Source organism: Virgisporangium aurantiacum (assembly GCF_016863635.1).
Lineage (GTDB): Bacteria > Actinomycetota > Actinomycetes > Mycobacteriales > Micromonosporaceae > Virgisporangium > Virgisporangium aurantiacum.
The window spans coordinates 185,466-203,305 of sequence record NZ_BOPG01000009.1 but is presented as its reverse complement, the minus strand read 5'-3'; the positions used below and the strand labels follow the sequence as shown (position 1 = coordinate 203,305).

Here is a 17,840-nt window from a genome sequence, read left to right as displayed (position 1 = left end):
TTGGTTCATGACCGACAGCGTTGCGGAACTTGACGACCAGCCCACCGAGGAACTGCGCAAGCGGGCGTTCGCCAAGGCCCGTAAGCACGGCGACATCGGGTTCTTCTGGTCGATCGTCCGCCACCTGCCGCACGCCGACGACGCCGAGTCGCTCGACGGATCGCTGGGCTCGGTCGGCGCGAGCATCGACGACGCGGTGGCGCTGTGGCGCGAACTGACCGGCCACGGTTACGGGGAGTCTGAGCCGCTGTTGCGCGCCGCATTCATCGACTACCTACAGAAATAGGCTCCGTTTAGGAATCGATGCCGGGGGACATCACCCCGCCATGGCATTCTCCCGTCGGGGTTACCGCACCGCGGCGAGCATCGGAGCTTTCGTCGCTTTCATTCTTGTGCTGATATTCGGCAGTCCCTGGTACCGGGACTGGGTCGACGACGCGAACCGCGGGCTGCTGCTCGAAACGCTGGCCTGGCCGGCGTGGTGGATCGACGACGACGTACCGCTGCGCGACCTGGTGGCCGCCAGCCTCAAGGCGATCCTCCTCGTCGTGTTCACGTTCGGCTTCATCACGCTGATGGCCGGCTCACAGCTCTCCCGGGCCCGCGGCGGCGTTGCCGCGTTCCTGGCCGGCTGGGCCTCCTACATCTTCGCCGCGGCGCTGGCCGCGCTGATCACCGCGGCGATCTACACCGACCCCGGGCCCGGTGGCGCCGTGGTCATCGCGACAACCGGCTCCAGTTACGGCCTGATCACGGGCTGGATCATCGGGTTGGCTTCGATGGCTGGGCGCCGTCCGTAGTAACCACCTCTGGTTGCTGCCCTGGCTGCGGAGCGGCCAGGGCAGCAACTATGTCGTCGACAGTGAGTAACCCTGCGGGCGTCCCATTTGATTGGACGACCACCTGGCTGCTGCCCTCCCGCAGCATCACCGCGAGCGCCTCCTGAAGCGTGGATTCGGCCGCGACCGACGGTGCCACCGCGCCCTCGGCGGGCCTCAGCTTTTCCCGCGGGATCGGGGTGACCGCGAGCAGTTTGATGCCGCGGTCGCCACCGACGAACTCGCGGACGAAGTCGTTGGCCGGCGACGCGAGCAACTCGGCCGGCGGAGCGAACTGCTGGAGCCGGCCGCCCTCGCTGAGCACCGCGATACGGTCGCCGAGCCGCACGGCCTCGTCGATGTCGTGGGTCACCAGGACCACCGTCTTGCGGACGGTCTCCTGCAGCCGGCGGAACTCGTCCTGCAGGCGGGTGCGGACGATCGGGTCGACCGCGGAGAACGGCTCGTCCATCAGCAGCACGACCGGATCGGCCGCCAGCGCGCGGGCCACGCCGACCCGCTGCCGTTGGCCACCGGAGAGCTCGTGCGGGTAGCGGTTGCCGTACCGGGCCGGGTCGAGGCTGACCAGCGACAGCAGCTCGTCGGTGCGTTCCTTGATCTTCGCCTTCGGCCAGCCGATCAGCCGCGGCACCGTGCCGACGTTGGTGCGGATGGTCTGGTGCGGGAACAGGCCCACGTTCTGGATGACGTAGCCGATGCTGCGGCGCAGCTTGTCGACGTCCTGGCGGCCGACGTCGGTGCCGTCGATGCGGATCGTGCCGCCGGTCGGCTCGATCAGCCGGTTGATCATGCGGAGCACGGTGGACTTGCCGCAGCCGGACGGTCCGATGAGGACGGTCGTCTCGCCGGCGGCCAGGTCCATCGACAGGCCTTCGACGGCGACGGTGCCGTCTGGATACTGCTTGCGGACATTCTCAAGATTGATCGGGGCGGCCGACCGGGTACCGTCCACGTATGTCCTTTCTCGCCGAAGCTGAGGCGGGCAATCCCTGGTTCTCGTGGCAGTACGTGCAAGACAACGCCGAGACTATTCGGACCGCGCTGATTGAGCACGTCAGGTTCACCGTGGAGGCGATGGTAATCGCCGCCGTCCTCGGTGTGGCCCTGGCTGTGGTGGCGTACTGGTACCGGCCGTTGGCGACGCCGATCCTCGGAACCACGAGCGTCCTCTACACGATTCCCTCGCTCGGGCTCCTGGCAATTGCCGGCCCGTTAATGCCGACGCTCCGCTCGGCGGTGGTGTTGGCACTGGTCATCTATGCGCTGCTGGTAATTGTTCGTAATACATTAACGGCTTTGTTGCAGGTGCCACCCGAGGTGAAAGACGCGGCCGCCGGTATGGGCTACGGCCGGTTCGCCCGGTTGTGGCGGGTCGAATTGCCGCTGTCGTTACCCGGGATGCTCACCGGCTTACGGCTGGCGACGGTGTCGACTGTGGCGCTTGTCACCGTCGGGGCGATCGTCGGCAACGGCGCCCTGGGCAGCCTGCTGATGTCAGGCTTCCGGAACAACTTCTACAAGGCCCAGATCAGCACGGCGGCGCTGCTGTGCGTGGCGCTGGCGCTGGTTCTCGACCTGATCCTGCTCTTGTTGGGCCGGTTGCTGACCCCGTGGCGGTCGCGGAGGGCATCGTGAGTGCTTTCGAGGACATGATCAAGTGGCTCAATGACCCGTTGAACTGGACGAACCCCGGCGGGATCATCGAACGGTTGCAGGAGCACCTGCTGATCATGGCCGGCGCGCTGCCGCTCGCGGTGGCGATCGCCTGGCCGATCGGCATCAGCCTCGGCCGCAGCCGCGTCGGCGGCAACCTCGTGGTGCTGCTGTCGAACGTCACGCAGGCGATTCCGGTGCTGGCGCTGTTGACCGTGCTGCCGCTGACGGCGCTCGGGTTCGGCAAGCCGTCGGTGATCGTCGCGCTGGCGGTGTTCGCGATCCCGGTGCTGCTGGCGACGTCGTTCACCGCGATGCGCGAGATCGACCCGGAAATCCGCGACGCCGCGCGCGGGATGGGGCTGTCGAGCTGGCAGCGGCTGTGGGGAGTGGAACTGCCGCTCGCGGTGCCGTACCTGGCCGCCGGGTTCCGCACCGCCGCGGTACAGGTGGCCGCGACGGCCGCGCTCGCGTCGTTCGTCAACGGCGGTGGGCTGGGAACGATCATCGCCGCCGGGTTCGGGCTCGGGCTGGCCGCCGCCGGCGGCCAGATCCTCGCCGGGGGCCTGCTGGTCGTCGGTCTCGCTCTTTTCGTGGACGGGATGGGAGCACTCCTGCAACGCGCGGTGACGCCGCGGCAGCTGCGTAAGGCGAAGCGCGCCTGATCTTTCAGTGTTTTCCTCGTCACGGTGACGTGGCCGACTTGTGATGCCGTTGCGGTTGCCGCGTCCGGCCTTGCGCGCTTGTCTGGTTCTTGAGCGGGCGTCTCATCGTCGCCCGTCGGACACGCGGCCGCCGCTGACTGGGGCGAGCCGGGACACGGAAGGCGGGCGATGGTGGATACCACCCTGCGAAACCGGACATTAAAGACAACTGCGGCATTGGCGTTGGCTTTTGCGACCTTCGGCCTTGCCGCCTGTGGCGAGTCGGGCTCGTCGGGCACCAAGGCGCCCGACACGGCGTCCGGGGCCGGTTGTGCCCCGGTCGCCGGCACCCAGCTCGTGGTGCTCGACGACGACAAGAAGCTGCAGACCTCCGACAACATCATCGCGGTGGTCAACAAGGCCAAGGGCGGCGACGCGGCGCTGATCGCCGCGCTCGACAAGGTCGCCGACGCGCTCGACACGCCGAAGCTGATCGCGTTGAACAAGGCCGTCGACGTCGACCGCAAGACGCCGAAGGTCGCCGCCACCGAGTTCGCCACCGCGCAGAAGATCACCGATGGCCTGGCCAAGGGCGCCGGCGGCAAGATCGTCATCGGCGCGGCCGACTTCAGCGAGAACCAGACGCTGGGCGCGCTCTACGAGATCGCCCTCGACGCGGCCGGCTTCGACGCCTCGGTGCAGCAGATCGGCAACCGCGAACTGTACGAGCCGTCGCTGGAGAAGGGCGAGATCAACGTCGTCCCCGAATACGCCGGCACGTTCACCGAGTTCCTGAACAAGAAGCTCAACGGCGCCTCGGCCACGCCGGTCGCGTCGGGTGACATCGAGAAGACCGTCACCGGGCTGAAGCCGCTCGCCGAGAAGGCGGGTCTGGTGCTCGGCAAGGCGTCGAAGGCGGCCGACCAGAACGCGTTCGCGGTCACCAAGGCGTTCGCCGACAAGAACGGTGTGAAGACTCTCAGCGAGTTCGCGTCGAAGTGCTCCGGCACCGCGACGGTCCTCGGCGGACCGCCGGAGTGCCCGCAGCGCCCGTTCTGCCAGCCGGGCCTGGAGACCACGTACAACCTGAAGGCCGGCAAGTTCTCGTCGCTCGACGCGGGTGGCCCGCAGACGAAGACCGCCCTGACCACCGGCGCCATCACGATCGGTCTGGTGTTCTCCTCGGACGGGGCACTGGCCGCCGGCTGATCGTTAGATCTTCGTTACGTGTCCTCGGCGGGCGTGGCAGGGCTAGATCTGCCTCTGTAGGGTAGGCAGCCATGTCGGCCGAGGACACGTACAGGCGTCCATCTCAGGCACCGTCGGTCTTGTTGTGGATGGCCATCGGGCTCGCGTCCCTGGCGGGTCTGCTCATCGTCGCAGGTGGCGGCGGCCTGGGTGATGGCCTGCTGTTGCGGGCCGGCGGCCTGCTGATCGTCATCTCGGCCGCCCTGGCCGGCGTGTCGCAGCTGCTGGCCCGATCCGCCGGCGGCGGTCAAGCCGGTGCCGGCGTGGAACGCTACGTCGGCCACGAGATCGAGACGCTGCGGTCCGACGTCCGGGCCGACATCACCCACGCGGCGAAGACCACCCACCGGGCGCTGGCCGAACAGGTCGCGGGCCTGGCCGACACGGTCGAGGCGCTGCGGGGCCAGATCGAGGTGCTGCGCAGCCACGTCGAACGCAACCACCTCGCGGCACCGGCCGCCGCGCCCGTCGGTACGCCCGCCGCTGCGCCGGCCGGTGCGCCCCCGGGCGTTGCCGGTGTGTACCGGGCCGCACCGCCAGCTGCCCGCCCGGCGCCTCCTGCGTCTCGCCCGGGGCCTCCTGCCGCGGCCCGCCCGGTGCCTGCTGCCGCCCGTGCGGCTGCGGATACCGAGCCCTCTGGCGCGGTGTATGCCGCTGCCGCGGTTCCGGGTGGCCCTGCTGTTGCTGCCGCTGCCGTTCCTCATGCTCCTGTTCCTGGCCCGCCCGGTCCTGGCGTTCCTGTTCCTGGCGTTCCTGTTCCTGGCGCGCCCGGTCCTGGGGTTGCCGGTCCTGGGGTTCCCGTTTTTGATGCCGGTCCTGGTCCCGGCGGTGTTCCTGGTCCCGGCCAGCGTCTTCCCGGCCCGCGTCGCGGCGACGAGCCCTCGGGTGGTTGGCAGGCGCAGCCCGTGGCACCGGAAGGCTGGTCAGGTGGCGCCGCGCGCGAGCCCCAGTTGAATGCCGAACCCCGCGTCCCCGAGGTTTCCCCCGACATGCGGCCGCCCGACCGCTGGGCCCCGCCGGCCCAACCCGATCGCCGCGACGACCGCTTCGGCCCCGACCAGACCGGCGGCCGCCGCGGCGGCGACCAACCCAGCGGCCGCCGTCGCCGCGACGACTTCGACGACGATGATGCCCAGTACTGGTCCGACCTTCGGGCCGGAACGGAGCAGGCGCGCGCCAACAATGAGGGTTGGGGCAACGAGCCGGTCCGCGGCCAGGAGATGGGCCGGCCCGCCGAGCCTGTCCGCGGTCCGGAGTTGGGTCGAGCTGCCGAACCGGTGCGTGGCCCGGAGTCGGGCCGGATCGCCGAGCCGGTCGGTGCCGAAGCGGGGTTTGGTGGCGATGCGGGGTTTGGTGGCGATGCGGGGTTTGGTGGCGACGCGGGGTTTGGTGGCGACGAGCCGGGCATCGACGCCGGCCGTGGTGGCGAGCCGGGCCCGGGTGGCCAACCGATCCGTGGCGCTGGCGGGCGCATGGCGCTTCCGCCGTCCCCCGCCGGCGGGCCGCCGCCCACATGGGCGACTGGACATCCCGAGCGGGCCGAGGAACCCGCCCCCGCACGGAGCCAGCCGACCGAGTATCGCGGCACCCGGTACGGCCGCCCCGCATCCGGTGGCGAGTACAACCATCCCGCGAGCGTTGGCGAGCCGGGCAGCCCGCCGCCGGCCGGTGGTGAATATGGGCGGCCCGTCTCCGGTGCGCCGCAGGGCCGTCCGTCCGCCGGTGGCGAGCACGGGCGGCCGGTCTCCGGTGCGCCGCACGACCGCCCGGCCGGCGGTGGCGAGTACGGCCGGCCCGCGGCTGCGGCCGAGTACGGGCGGCCAGCGGCTCCGGCGGAGTATGGGCAGCCGACGGCTCCGGCCGAGTACGGCCGGCCCGCTGCTGCGGCGGAGTATGGCCGGCCGGCTGCTGCGGCGGAGTATGGGCAGCCTGTGGCTCCGGCCGAATACGGGCAGCCTGTGGGCGCGGTCGAGGGTGGCCGGGCCTCCGGTGGGGGCGAGTATGGGCGGCCTGCGGGTGCGGTCGAGGGTGGCCGGGTGTCCGGTGGGGGCGAGTACGGGCGGCCGGGTGGCGCGGGCGAGGGTCGCCGGTCGGGTGGGGCCGAGTATGGCCGGGCCGCTGGCGGTGGTGAGTATGGCCGTGGTGGCGGTGCCGGACCTGAGCGGCCGGTGTCCGGGGCGGAGTATGGGCGTCCGGCTGGTGGGAACGAGTACGGGCGTGCGGCCGGCCCGGAGAGCAACCGGCCGATCAGTGGGGCGCAGTATGGCGGCGGTCGCGGCGCCGGTGGTGAGTACGGCGGAGCGAGCGCGAACGGCGGCGAGTACGGGGGTCGGGCGGCGGCTGGTGCCGGTCAGTACGAGGGCCAGGCCGGCCAGTACGAGGCCCAGGCCGGCCAGTATGTGAACCAGGCCGGAGAGTATGAGGGCCAGGCCGGCCAATACCAGGGCCAGGCTGGGCACTACGAGGCCCAGGCTGGGCAGTACGAGGCCCAGGCTGGGCAGTACGAGGGCCAGGCTGGGCAGTACGAGGGCCAGGCTGGGCAGTACGAGGGCCAGGCTGGCCAATACGAGGGCCAGGCTGGGGAGTACAGCGGGACTGCGGACGAGACCGAATACGGGCGGCTCCCGACCCGCGAACGGTACGAGGGTGGCTTCGACCCTAACCGGTATCAGCGGCACGAAGACGAGGAGCCGACCGGGCGCCGCACCAGGCGGTGACCTACTTGTCGATGTCGCCGACCACGAAGAACATCGAGCCGAGAATGGCGATCAGGTCGGGGACCAGGCAGCCGGGCAGCAGCTTGGTCAGCGCCTGCACGTTGGAGTAGGACGCGGTGCGCAGCTTCAGCCGCCACGGGGTCCGGTCGCCGTGGGAGACCAGGTAGTAGCCGTTGATGCCCAACGGGTTCTCGGTCCACGCGTAGGTGTGGCCCTCGGGGGCCTTGACCACCTTGGGCAGCCGCACGTTCACCGGGCCGGTCAAGGAGTCGACGCGGTCCAGGCACACGACCGCCATGTCGAGGGACGCGTAGACCTGGTCGAGCAGCACCTCGAAGCGGGCGTGGCAGTCGCCGGTGGTGCGGGTCACCACGGGCACGTCCAGCGAACCGTAGGCCAGGTAGGGCTCGTCGCGTCTGAGGTCCATGTCGAGGCCCGACGCTCGCGCGACCGGGCCCGACGCACCGAACGCCGCCGCGTCGGCGGCGGAGAGTACCCCCACGCCGACCGTGCGGGCCATGAAGATCTCGTTGCGCCGGATCAGCTTGTCGAGGTCGGGCAGGCGGCGTTGGACGTCGGCGATCGCCTGCCGGGCGCGGCCGGTCCAGCCGGACGGTACCTCCTCCTTCAGTCCACCGACGCGGTTGTACATGTAGTGCATGCGCCCGCCGGAGGCCTCCTCCAGCACGGCCTGGATGGTCTCGCGCTCGCGGAACGCGTAGAAGACGGGCGTGATCGCGCCGATCTCGAGCGGGTACGAACCGAGGAACATCAGGTGGTTGAGCACGCGATTAAGCTCGGCCAGCGCGGTGCGCAACCAGACGGCCCGTTCGGGGACCTCGAGGCCCATCAGCCGTTCGACGGCGAGCACCACGCCGAGTTCGTTGTTGAACGCCGACAGCCAGTCGTGGCGGTTGGCCAGCACGATGATCTGCCGGTAGTCGCGCACCTCGAACAGTTTCTCGGCGCCGCGGTGCATGTAGCCGACGACCGGATCGCAGCTGACCACGCGTTCGCCGTCGAGCACCAGTTTCAGGCGCAGGACGCCATGGGTCGACGGGTGCTGCGGGCCGATGTTGAGCACCATGTCGGCCGTATCCAGGCCGGCACCGGTGCCGACGACCAGCTCGGTCGGTGAAGAGGTCACGGCTACAGATCCTGCAGGATGCGTAGCGCCCGCGACACCCGGTGCATCGTGTCGGTGTCGGCGACCTCGACCCGCTCGACGAACCAGCGCTTCAGCGGTGACGACAACCGGTCGGGCATCACCACGAAATCGCCGAGCCCGACCGCCAGCGGGGAGTCGCGCAGTTCGGCCCGGTCGGTGACCTCGGCGACGATCAGCACCGGAACCTCGGTGTCGTTGAAGATGTCGGAGCTGATCACGAGCCCGAGCCGCTCACGGGCGCCTCGAATGATCCAGACCTCGCCCCGCCTCACCTAGCCAACTCCACGCCCACCTGGGCGTACTCCTCCTCGTCGGCCAGGGCCAGGGCCTCGTCGTCGAGCCCGGCCCGGCGGACGGCAGCGGCGTGCGCGGCGAAGATCTCGCGCAGCGCGCGTTCGCGGGCGGCCCGGTCGATCCAGGCGGACAACGAGACGCCGTCACGCTCGGCCAGCGAGCGGGCGTCGGAGATGGTCTGATCGGTGAACGAGATGGTCACCTTGGCGGTCATGCAGAAGAGAATACCGCGGGTATGACCGATTGGCATACCGACAAGGACAGATCGAGGGGCTGCACCACCCACCAGTGGCCGCCCAGCCCCTCTGGATCGGTCAACTCGGCCGCGGCCGAGGCCAGGGCCAGCGCGTGAACGTACCCGGTCGGGTCGTCGTGCGCCTGGCTGTGCGGCGGCCGGCGGCCGTGGACGCCGAGCGCCCGCAACGCCGTCCGCTGCGACACCACTCCCGGCTCGATGCCCGCGACCAGCGCACCGGCGGCGGCCACCGCGTCCATCGCCACGTACGCGCTGACGTCGCAGGATCCGTCGGGCACGGGGTCGACCCGGCGACCGTCGCGGTAGCCGGCAAGAGAACCGAATACGGGACGCGCGTCGCGCAGATGCCCGTAGTCGACCGCGACGGCCAAACCGCGCGAAACGGAAGCGACCGCGTCCGCCCACGCCTCGTCGCGCAGCCGGCCGATCTCGGCGCGGGCACCGGTAACCGCCGGGTGCGGCCACCACTCCCGCAACCAGCGTTCGTCGGTGCGGGACACCCGGATGCCCGGCCGCCCGCTCACGTGCAGGTACCGCGGCGTCGCGCCGACCGCGACATCGACCGGCACGTTGTCGAGCCACTCGGTGGCGATCAGCATCCCGACCGTGCCGGACGGGATCGAGGGGCCCCAGGTGATGCCCGCGTCGAGGCCCGCGGGACGCGGCCCGACCTCGACCGCCGTCCGCCGGAGGCGCCGCTGGAGATCGTCGGGAAAGGCGGTGCCCAGCGTGGTGAGCAGCTCGCCCCGCCCGGCACCCACGTCGACCACGTCGAACGGGTCGGGCCGGCCGAGCGCCTCGTCGAGCCGGGCGATCAGCCGCGCGACCGCGCTCGCGAACAGCGGCGACGCGTGCACGCTGGTACGGAAGTGCGCCGCCGGCCCCGGACCCGGCCGGGTGAAGAAGCCGTCCGGCCCGTAGAGGGCCTTCTCCATGGCGGCACCCCAGCGCACCAGCGACCACCACCCCTCACAAGAAAGCTCTGCCCTCGCCGCGGTACGTGGGCCACCGGTCAACCACGTCGGCACCGGAGACCGCCTGGAGAGTATTTACGTGCTCGCAGAGTTCACCGGCCTTGGCGTGCCGGAACCAGACCCGGTCACCGATCTTCAACGAACGGGCGCCCGGACCGATCAGCGGGGTCTGCACCTCACCGGCCCCCTCCTGGCCGATCAGGCGTAGCCCGGCCGGCAGCACCGGCCGCGGCAGGCGGGTCGGGCCCGCCTCGCCGGAGGCGACCCAGCCGCCACCCAGCACGGTCGCCAGGTCGGGTGTGGGCTTGCGCACAACGGTCATCCCGAAGAAGGCCGCGGGCTGCGGACGCCACGCCCGGTAGGCGTCGAACAGGGTCGGTCCGTACAGGCCGGAACCGGCGGCGACCTCGGTCAGCGCCGGATCGGCCGACGAGGCCGCGATGCTGCCCGTCCCGCCGCCGTTGACGAATTCGAGGTCCGCGTGCGCGCGGACCGCGGCCACCGCGGCGCCCCGACGCTCGATCAGCTCGGCCCACGACCGGCGCTGGATCGTGCGGATGGCCAGGGCACGCAGCGGCCGACCGGCCGGCCGGTCGCCCAGCCCGGCGATCTGCGCCTCGTAGGACATGAGGCCGACGAGCCGGAAGCCCTTCCGCGCCGCCACGGCCGCGGCCAACGCGTCCGCCGCCGACGCTGCGTGGATGGGCGACCGGCGCACGCCGACGTGCATCCCGGCGGGCTTCCAGGAGGCGTCGAGGTCGAGGCACACCCGGATCGGGGGACGGGCACCCGGCGCCACGACGGAGTCGACGAAATCGAGCTGCTCAACGTCGTCCACCATGATTGTGACCTTGGTGGCGGCGGCCTCGTCGGCCGCGAGCGCCTCGATCGCGGCCCGGTCGGCGGTGGGGTAGCCGACCACGGCATCGTCGGTGACACCGTCGCCGACCAGCCACAACGCCTCCGGCAGCGTGTAGGCGAGGACGCCCTGCCAGCCGGGCCGGGCCAGCACCCGCCGTAACGCCTCGCGGCACCGCACCGACTTGCTCGCCAGCCGCAACGGCTTGCCGGCGGCGTTGGCGGCCATGGCGTCGGCGTTGGCGTCGAACGCGTCGAGGTCGACGATCGCGACGGGGCTGGAGAGGGCGGCGGTGGCGCGGTCGAAACGGTCGCGCCGGTCGCGGGCGGTCTGAACGGGGGTCGCCATGCGAGCACGGTAACCGGCACCCCCAGGTGCGGCGCTAGTATGCAGCGACGAGCCTGGGGGGAGGTTCTGCCATCGCCGGGAGCACCGACGATCCGGCCGGTGTAGGCGCCGGCCGTTCCGCTGCCATGCCCGAGGACCCCTGGCCACACCTCGCACCGGGTGAACCACCGGAGATCGAGGACGACCCGGACAGCGAGTCCACCACCCGCCGGATCCACTCCGGCGACGGAGATCATCTCACCGGTTTCGCCGAGCTCAAGGCGATCCTGCGCATCCGGGCGTTCCGCCGGCTGTGGGCCGTACTCGGGCTGTCTGCGCTGGGCGACTGGCTGGGCCTGCTCGCCACCGCCACCTTCGCCGCCGAACAGGTCGACAACTCGCTCGCCAAGGGCGCCGCGTTCGGCTCGGTGATCGCGGTCCGGCTGCTGCCGGCGCTGGTGTTCGGCGCGATCGCGGGCGTGTTCGCCGACCGGTTCGACCGCCGGTACACGATGGTCGTCTGCGACCTGCTGCGGTTCGTGTTCTTCCTGACGATTCCGGTGGCGACGCTGGTCAGCGACAATCCGGCGCTGGTCGTCGGCTGGGCCGCGGTCGCGACGTTCGCGATCGAGTCGGTCTCGATGTTGTGGACGCCGGCCAAAGAGGCCGCCGTTCCCAACCTGATCCCGCGGGCGCGCCTGGAGACGGCGAACCAGATCAGCCTGGCCACCACCTACGGCCTCACGCCGATCGCCGCCGCCCTGCTGCTGGCGCTGCTCACCACGGCCCTCGACAAGGTCAACCCGCCGGCGTGGGCCGCGCCCACGAACGTCGCCCTGTATTTCAACGCGTTGACGTTCCTGGCCACCGCGCTCACCGTGTTCTTCGGCATCAAGGAGATCAGCGGAAACCGGTCGGCGCAGCAGCGCGACCGGCGGCCCGGCCTCCTGAAGGAGTTCGTCGAGGGCTGGCGCTTCATCGGGCGGACGCCGCTGGTGCGGGGTCTCGTGCTCGGCATCTTCGGCGCGTTCGCCGGCGGCGGCGTCGTGATCGGCACCGCGCAGTTCTACGCGCGCGAACTCTACGGCGGCGACTCCGCGTTCTTCCTGCTCTTCGCGATGCTGTTCGTCGGCCTCGCGAGCGGCATCGTCGCCGGACCGCGGCTGATCGGCGCGCTGTCCCGGCGGCGCTGGTTCGGGCTCTCGATCGTCCTGGCCAGCGGCTCGGTGGTGCTGCTGGCGCTGGCGCCGCAACTGGCCTTCGCCGTCGGGTTCACGCTGTTCGTGGGCGTCGGCGCCGGGATGGCGTTCCTGTCCGGCACCACGCTGCTCGGCGGCGAGGTCGACGACGAGCTGCGCGGCCGGGCGGTCGCGGTGGTGCAGACCGGTGTGCGGGTCGTCCTGATGCTCACCATCGCGTTGTCGAGCACGCTCGTCGGCGCGGGTGGGCGGCGGGCCATCGAGTTCGGGTCGCTGACCCTGCACGTGTCGACCTCGCGGATCCTGCTGCTGGTGGCCGGCGTGCTCGGCGTGCTGGCCGGCATCGGCGCGCTGCGGCAGATGGACGACAAGCCGGGCGTCCCCGTGCTCGCCGACCTGTGGGGGTCGCTGCGCGGGCGTCCGCTCAGCCCGGCCGAACCGCACCCCGTCCACGGGATGTTCGTGGTGTTCGAGGGCGGCGAGGGCGCCGGCAAGTCGACGCAGGTGCGGCAGCTCGCCGAGGCGCTGCGCCGGTCGGGGCGCGACGTCGTCGTCACCCGTGAACCCGGCGCCACCGAGGCGGGCGCCCAGATCCGCCGCATGCTGCTCGACGGCGACGCGCTCTCGCCCCGCGCCGAGGCGCTGCTGTACGCGGCCGACCGGGCGCACCACGTCGCCACGGTCGTGCGGCCGGCGCTGGCCCGCGGCGCGATCGTGGTGAGCGACCGGTACGTCGACTCGTCGCTGGCCTACCAGGGCGCCGGGCGCACCCTGCCGGTCGGCGAGGTGGCCTGGCTGTCGTCGTGGGCGACCGGCGGCCTCAAGCCCGACCTCACCGTGCTGCTCGACCTCGACCCGTCGGTGGGGCTGCGGCGGGCGGAGTCGCGCGGGCGCGGGGTCGACCGGCTGGAGAGCGAGTCGCTGGCGTTCCACGAGCGGGTACGGTTCGCGTTCCTCGATCTGGCCGCCGCCGAGGCCTCCCGGTACCTGGTGGTCGACGCCGAGCGCGACCCGGAGCAGGTGGCCGACGTGGTGCTGGAGAGAATCCAGGCGATGCTGCCGGCACCGGAGGTGAAAACGTGACGGCTCCCGTGTTCGCTCAACTCGTCGGGCAGGAGCCCGCTGTCGCGGCGCTGAGCCGGGCCGCAGCGGCGGCCGCCGCGGTGGTGGCCGGCCGGTCGGTGGAAGCCGGTGCCATGACCCACGCCTGGCTGTTCACCGGGCCGCCCGGGTCCGGCCGGTCGGTGGCGGCGCGGGCGTTCGCGGCGGCGCTGCAGTGCCCGAACGGCGGCTGCGGCGAGTGCGCGGCGTGCCACACCACGCTCGGCGGCACCCACGCCGACGTGCGGTTCGTGGTGCCGGAAGGGCTGTCGATCGGCGTCAACGAGATGCGGGCGCTGGTGCTGCGGGCGGCCAGTTCGCCCACCCAGGGCCGGTGGCAGGTGCTGCTGGTCGAAGACGCCGACCGGCTCACCGAGCAGGCCGGCAACGCGCTGCTCAAGGCCGTCGAGGAGCCGCCGGCGCGCACGGTCTTCCTGCTGTGCACGCCGTCCACCCATCCCGACGACATCTCGGTGACCATCCGGTCGCGGTGCCGGGTGGTCACGCTGCGCCAGCCGCCGGCGGAGGCGGTCGCGTCGGTGCTGCAGTTCCGCGACGGGGTGCCGGCCGACACGGCGGCGTGGGCGGCGTCGGCGTCGCAGGGTCACGTCGGGCGGGCGCGGCGGCTCGCGAACGATCCGAAGGCGCGGCAGCGTCGCGAGGCGGTGCTGGCCATCCCGCGCAAGCTCACCGGCATCGGTGCCTGTTTCGACGCGGCGAGCGCGCTGATCTCGGCCGCCGAGGCCGAGGCCGCGAACGCGACCACCGAGCTCGATGCCCGCGAGAAGGTCGCGCTGGAAACCGCGTTAGGTGCCGGGGGGACGGGCAAGGGCGCGGCCGGCGCGGCCCGCGGCTCCAAGGGACAGCTGAACGACCTGGAGCGCCGCCAGAAGACGCGCGCCACCCGGTCCCAGCGTGACGCGCTCGACCGCGCGCTGGTCGACCTGGCCGGCTTCTACCGCGACGTGCTCGTGCGAACCATGGACTCCTCCGTGCCGCCGGTGCACGGCGACCTCGCCGAGCAGGCCACCGCCGCCGCCCGGGCCTGGACGCCCGACTCCGCCCTGAAACGGCTGGAAGCCGTGCTGGCCTGCCGCACCGCGATCGACGAGAACGTCAAGCCACGGATCGCCGTCGAATCGATGATGCTCACTCTCTGGCGAGGCTGATCTTCTTTATCCACAGCGCTGCCAAAGAGTTATCCACAGGTTTTCGCTCGGGGTTTCGGCGTCACCCTCAGGTGTCGTACGGTTTCGCTCCGGGAGGCGTGCGCATGGGTCGCGAGATCGACGAAGCCTGGATCGAGGAAGCGATCGAGCGGTACCGCCGCATCGAGGATCGGGCGGCCGAGTTCGATCGGGCGGCCAGGTCGATCGATGTCAGCGTGCACTCGCCCGACGGTCTGGTCGAGGTGGTGGTCTCGGCCGACGGCACGATCAAAGACGTCAGGGTCGGCTCGCTGGCGGGTCGAACGAGCGCCGACGTGTCGCGGTCGGTGCGTGATGCGGTCTCGGCGGCCGCCGACGCGGCGGCGTGGGCGCGCAAGAAGCTTCAGGCGGAGACGTTCGGCGAATACAAGCCGTTGGCACCGGGAGGGTGAGCGTGCGTATCGGTCAGTTGGCAGACCGGCTCGAAGGTGCCGGCAACCGGCTCGCGGCCGGTGCCGGTGCGCTGGCCGACACCGATCCGGGTGCGTCGGTGTTCGGCGCCGACCAGCCGGGCCGGCTCGGTGCCGTCGGTCGGGCGCTCCACCAGCGGTGCAGTGCGGCCCTCGGCGGGCGCGAGCGCGAGGCCGCGGCCCACGGCGCCCGCCTGGTCGACGCGGCCGACCTGTTACGCACCGCCGCGTCCCGGTACGAGAGCACCGACGCCGAGGCCCGGTCCCGCCATCACATCGAGGGGCCGTGATGGACGTTCTCGACCGGGTGGCCGGGCCGGGGCGTGACCTGCTGAGTCGGGTCGACTCCGTGCTGGCCGCCGGTGGCGCGCCGGCCGATCACCCGGTCTGGCCGCTGCTGCGGCGGGTCGGCGCGCTGCCCGGCGACGTGCTCGACGCGTTCTGTGCGCTGGTGCCCGAGCAGGTCACGGCGGCCGGTGCTGCGGTCCGCGGGCGGGCGGAGGCGTACGTCGACGAGCGGGCCGACCTGGCCGCCGCCGTCGCGGCCACCACGTGGGAGGGCGACTCCGCGGCCGCGTTCGGCCAGCGCTGGACGGCTCTCGGCGGCCACCTGGGCAGCGAGGTGGCGCCCGACGCGCCGGGGCTGGCCGGTCGGCTGGCCGCCACCGCGTCCTACCTCGACGACGTGGCCGGGTGGATGCGGTCGGCCCGGCGCGACCTCGCCACCGAGGTGGCGACGGCGCTCGGGTCCATGGAGGCGGTGCGGGTCCGCGCGCCCGCCACGGGCGGCCCGGGCGACCCGGCCCGGTCCGGCCCGGCCGCTGCCACGATCGGTGCCGTGGTCCTGGCGGTCGCCGACCGGCAGGCCGGCGCAGCCGAAGAGGTGCTTGAGCGGTGGGCCGGCCGCCTGACCGACCTGCCGTACCGCCCGTCGACAGACCCCGTCGGCCGCACCGGCACCGCCACCCGCGCCGCCGTCTGACCACGGCGGCAACGGGCGATCGAGGGGCGCCGCACGGCGGGCGGTCGCCGGCGCATCCTGTGCGGGCGCCGGCCCGCCGGCCGGTTGCGGCGCTTCCTGCGCAGGCGGCGGCCCGCGTCTGCATCGGGCTTCCGGCGTCAGGCGATGGGTGGGTCGGCCCGGCGCCGGGCGAGGATCAGCAGGAACCGGCCCACCAGGAGTAGCACCACGCCGGCGCCGATGGCGGCGCTCAGCGCGGTTCCGGTCACCGGGAGGCGGCTGCCACCACCGGTCGGTTCTTCGCCGTGCGGGGGCGGCGTGCTGGCCGACGCGCTCGGCGGGGCGACGGGCTCCTCACCGGCGTCGTCGCCGTATCCGTCGTGGCCGCGGGTCGGGCCGGCACCGTCGCCGCGGCCCTCGGTGGTGGGTGCCGGCGGGGCGGTGGCGGCGGCCTCGAGCACGCCGAGCGCGAGGTCGACGAGCGTGGTGGTGCCCTCGCCGCGCACCGCGAGCAGCTTCACCCGCAGCGAGATGGCCTTCGCGTGCACACCCGAGTCGGTGACCTCCTTGGCCAGCTCGCCGCCGGTCAGCCGGAGGACGAGCGACGTCTGCGTCGGCGTGGCCGCCAGCCGGCGACCGCCTCCGACCAGGCCGCCGACCGCCGGTACGCCGGCCATCTCGGGCAGTCCGGGCACGCTGGGCGCCGAGGCGGAGCCGGCGCTCTCCGGCACCCCGGTGTCGTTGCCGCCCTTCAGGCTCTCCAGCACCGTGCCGAGCACCGGCACGGCCGAGGCGCCACCGGGGACGGCGTTCAGCAGTTCGGGGAGGGTGTTCTCGGGCAGCATCGGCATGCCCGGCATCGGCTGCGTTCCCGGGCCCGGGATGGCGAAGTCGAACGAGCGGTTGGCTTGGTCGAGCTTCACCGAGCGGCCGTCGGGGAGGTCGAGCGCGACGATGGGCGACTGGTAGTCGACCACCGAGGTCGCGGCCGAACCCGTCGCCACGACCCGCAGCGAGACGGGGTTGAACACCCGGGCGCGGAGCGCCTCGAAGATCGCCACGTTGGTGAGTCCGCCGTTGCTGACCGCCTCGGCGCCGGTGCTGCCCCGGTGGCGGACCAGCGCGGCGCGCGTCCCGGTGGTGAGGTTGTCGGCGGCCGCGACCAGCGTCCGCCGGCCGGGCAGCACAGCGGCGTCGGCCAGGGCCGCGGTCGACTCGGCATCGGCGCCGGCGTCGTGGTCGCACTGCCCGGGCGTCTCGTACGCCGAGCGCGCGGTCAGGTTGCCGGTGCCGGCGCGGGCCGGGCCGAGCGAGATGCGGCTCGGGTTGACGGCCACCGGCTCGGCGCTGGGTGGGGCGAGGCGGTACGCGGTCGCGTCGAGCGGACCGGTCGGCGGGGCGAACCCGAACACCTTGCCGACGGCGTAACGGCCCTGCGCGGCGGCCTGCCCGGCGCTGCCGGAGAAGCCGGCCCGGCTGCTGGCCAGCGTCAGGTCGACCGCCGGCGGCAGGGCGAGCCCGAGTGGGCGGAGGTCGAGCAGGCGCAGCGTCACGAGGTCACCCGCTGCGGCGGCGCTGAAGCCCGCACAGCGTCCCGGATCGGCCGGTGCAGCGGTGGCCGGCGCGACGGCCAGGCCCGGCGCGGCGGCCGTCGCCATGGCCGCGACCGCGACCGCGGCCGAACCGACGCGCCAGGTCCGCGGCGCGGCTGCGGCCCGCAAGGCCGCCACGGTCCGCGGCTTGGCCGCGGCCCGGGAGGCTGCGGCGCGCGAGGTCGCCACGGTCCGCGGCGCGGTGCGCGGCCCGGCCGGCGCGGGTGCGAGTTCCGCGGGGTGCCGGAACCATCGGGACAGCGGGTTGCTCATGCAGGGGGCTCCTCGTCCGTTGAACGGCGCGGTCGAGGGCACCAACGAAAAGCGGCGGAACGGAGTTACGCAGACGTCCCCGCATGAGCAACGATGCACCCGAAAAAACGGATACGC

General features: G+C 72.5%; 20 protein-coding genes. 11 read left to right on the top strand and 9 right to left on the bottom strand.

Going from position 1 to position 17,840, the window contains the following annotated elements; translation table 11 throughout:
* The first annotated feature begins 7 nt into the window (after positions 1 to 7).
* Together Vau01_RS06785 and Vau01_RS06780 are read left to right on the top strand one after the other, a co-directional pair.
* Positions 8 to 286, top strand: a complete 279-nt coding sequence (locus Vau01_RS06785) for a hypothetical protein (RefSeq protein ID WP_203988347.1) — start codon at positions 8 to 10, stop codon at positions 284 to 286.
* 40 nt (positions 287 to 326) lie between these two features.
* Positions 327 to 800 (top strand): hypothetical protein, encoded by a 474-nt coding sequence (locus tag Vau01_RS06780; RefSeq protein WP_203988345.1) that lies wholly within the window; start codon positions 327 to 329, stop codon positions 798 to 800.
* Here Vau01_RS06780 and Vau01_RS06775 read toward each other — a convergent pair.
* Positions 763 to 1,791, bottom strand: a complete 1,029-nt coding sequence (locus tag Vau01_RS06775; protein ID WP_239151362.1) for an ABC transporter ATP-binding protein — start codon at positions 1,789 to 1,791, stop codon at positions 763 to 765. The genes Vau01_RS06780 and Vau01_RS06775 overlap by 38 nt on opposite strands.
* A 2-nt stretch (positions 1,792 to 1,793) precedes the next feature.
* Here Vau01_RS06775 and Vau01_RS06770 point away from each other — a divergent pair, with 2 nt between their 5' ends.
* From Vau01_RS06770 to Vau01_RS06760, 3 genes are all read left to right on the top strand, one after another.
* On the top strand, positions 1,794 to 2,474 hold the full coding sequence (locus Vau01_RS06770) for an ABC transporter permease (protein ID WP_203988343.1): 681 nt from the start codon (positions 1,794 to 1,796) through the stop codon (positions 2,472 to 2,474).
* A gap of 14 nt (positions 2,475 to 2,488) precedes the next feature.
* Positions 2,489 to 3,157, top strand: coding sequence for an ABC transporter permease (locus Vau01_RS06765; RefSeq protein ID WP_203988641.1), 669 nt, complete (start codon positions 2,489 to 2,491; stop codon positions 3,155 to 3,157).
* 168 nt (positions 3,158 to 3,325) lie between these two features.
* The gene (locus tag Vau01_RS06760; RefSeq protein ID WP_203988341.1) at positions 3,326 to 4,345 is read left to right on the top strand and encodes a glycine betaine ABC transporter substrate-binding protein; all 1,020 of its coding nucleotides are present in this window, start codon (positions 3,326 to 3,328) and stop codon (positions 4,343 to 4,345) included.
* Positions 4,346 to 4,359: 14 nt separating this feature from the next.
* Here Vau01_RS06760 and Vau01_RS06755 read toward each other — a convergent pair whose 3' ends face one another.
* Positions 4,360 to 4,827, bottom strand: a complete 468-nt coding sequence (locus Vau01_RS06755; RefSeq protein WP_203988339.1) for a hypothetical protein — start codon at positions 4,825 to 4,827, stop codon at positions 4,360 to 4,362.
* A gap of 205 nt (positions 4,828 to 5,032) precedes the next feature.
* On the opposite strand from Vau01_RS06755, the gene Vau01_RS06750 reads away from it, so the two are divergent.
* Positions 5,033 to 5,338, top strand: coding sequence for a hypothetical protein (locus tag Vau01_RS06750; protein ID WP_203988337.1), 306 nt, complete (start codon positions 5,033 to 5,035; stop codon positions 5,336 to 5,338).
* On the opposite strand, the gene Vau01_RS06745 is transcribed toward Vau01_RS06750, so the two are convergent.
* The 6 genes from Vau01_RS06745 to Vau01_RS06720 all read right to left on the bottom strand — a co-directional run bounded on the left by Vau01_RS06745 (position 5,308) and on the right by Vau01_RS06720 (position 11,000).
* Positions 5,308 to 6,948, bottom strand: coding sequence for a hypothetical protein (locus Vau01_RS06745; RefSeq protein ID WP_203988335.1), 1,641 nt, complete (start codon positions 6,946 to 6,948; stop codon positions 5,308 to 5,310). The two genes, Vau01_RS06750 and Vau01_RS06745, sit on opposite strands and share 31 nt — an antisense overlap.
* 154 nt (positions 6,949 to 7,102) lie before the next feature.
* A complete protein-coding gene (locus Vau01_RS06740) occupies positions 7,103 to 8,188 on the bottom strand; it encodes an NADH-quinone oxidoreductase subunit D (RefSeq protein ID WP_203988638.1) in 1,086 nt (361 codons plus the stop codon).
* A 62-nt stretch (positions 8,189 to 8,250) separates the two neighbouring features.
* Positions 8,251 to 8,541 carry a type II toxin-antitoxin system PemK/MazF family toxin gene (locus Vau01_RS06735; RefSeq protein ID WP_203988333.1) on the bottom strand — a complete coding sequence of 97 codons (291 nt, stop codon included), beginning with the start codon at positions 8,539 to 8,541 and terminating at the stop codon, positions 8,251 to 8,253.
* A complete protein-coding gene (locus tag Vau01_RS06730; RefSeq protein ID WP_203988331.1) occupies positions 8,538 to 8,777 on the bottom strand; it encodes a hypothetical protein in 240 nt (79 codons plus the stop codon). Before Vau01_RS06730 ends, Vau01_RS06735 begins: the two co-directional genes overlap by 4 nt.
* Complete coding sequence (locus tag Vau01_RS06725; RefSeq protein ID WP_203988329.1) at positions 8,774 to 9,754, bottom strand: SAM-dependent methyltransferase; 981 nt, start codon at positions 9,752 to 9,754, stop codon at positions 8,774 to 8,776. Before Vau01_RS06725 ends, Vau01_RS06730 begins: the two co-directional genes overlap by 4 nt.
* 34 nt (positions 9,755 to 9,788) lie before the next feature.
* The gene (locus Vau01_RS06720) at positions 9,789 to 11,000 is read right to left on the bottom strand and encodes an alanine racemase (RefSeq protein ID WP_203988328.1); all 1,212 of its coding nucleotides are present in this window, start codon (positions 10,998 to 11,000) and stop codon (positions 9,789 to 9,791) included.
* Between the two features lie 125 nt (positions 11,001 to 11,125).
* On the opposite strand from Vau01_RS06720, the gene tmk reads away from it, so the two are divergent.
* The 5 genes from tmk to Vau01_RS06695 all read left to right on the top strand — a co-directional run bounded on the left by tmk (position 11,126) and on the right by Vau01_RS06695 (position 15,879).
* The gene (gene tmk / locus Vau01_RS06715; RefSeq protein ID WP_203988326.1) at positions 11,126 to 13,261 is read left to right on the top strand and encodes a dTMP kinase; all 2,136 of its coding nucleotides are present in this window, start codon (positions 11,126 to 11,128) and stop codon (positions 13,259 to 13,261) included.
* Positions 13,258 to 14,448 carry a DNA polymerase III subunit delta' gene (locus Vau01_RS06710; RefSeq protein ID WP_239151360.1) on the top strand — a complete coding sequence of 397 codons (1,191 nt, stop codon included), beginning with the start codon at positions 13,258 to 13,260 and terminating at the stop codon, positions 14,446 to 14,448. The genes tmk and Vau01_RS06710 overlap by 4 nt, the downstream gene beginning before the upstream one ends.
* Before the next feature lie 104 nt (positions 14,449 to 14,552).
* The gene (locus tag Vau01_RS06705) at positions 14,553 to 14,879 is read left to right on the top strand and encodes a YbaB/EbfC family nucleoid-associated protein (RefSeq protein ID WP_203988324.1); all 327 of its coding nucleotides are present in this window, start codon (positions 14,553 to 14,555) and stop codon (positions 14,877 to 14,879) included.
* Between the two features lie 2 nt (positions 14,880 to 14,881).
* A complete protein-coding gene (locus Vau01_RS06700) occupies positions 14,882 to 15,187 on the top strand; it encodes a hypothetical protein (protein WP_203988323.1) in 306 nt (101 codons plus the stop codon).
* Positions 15,187 to 15,879, top strand: a complete 693-nt coding sequence (locus tag Vau01_RS06695) for a hypothetical protein (RefSeq protein ID WP_203988322.1) — start codon at positions 15,187 to 15,189, stop codon at positions 15,877 to 15,879. The genes Vau01_RS06700 and Vau01_RS06695 overlap by 1 nt, the downstream gene beginning before the upstream one ends.
* Before the next feature lie 137 nt (positions 15,880 to 16,016).
* On the opposite strand, the gene Vau01_RS06690 is transcribed toward Vau01_RS06695, so the two are convergent.
* Entirely contained in the window at positions 16,017 to 17,723 is a 1,707-nt protein-coding gene (locus Vau01_RS06690; RefSeq protein WP_203988321.1) for a hypothetical protein, read from the bottom strand.
* Positions 17,724 to 17,840 lie beyond the last annotated feature (117 nt).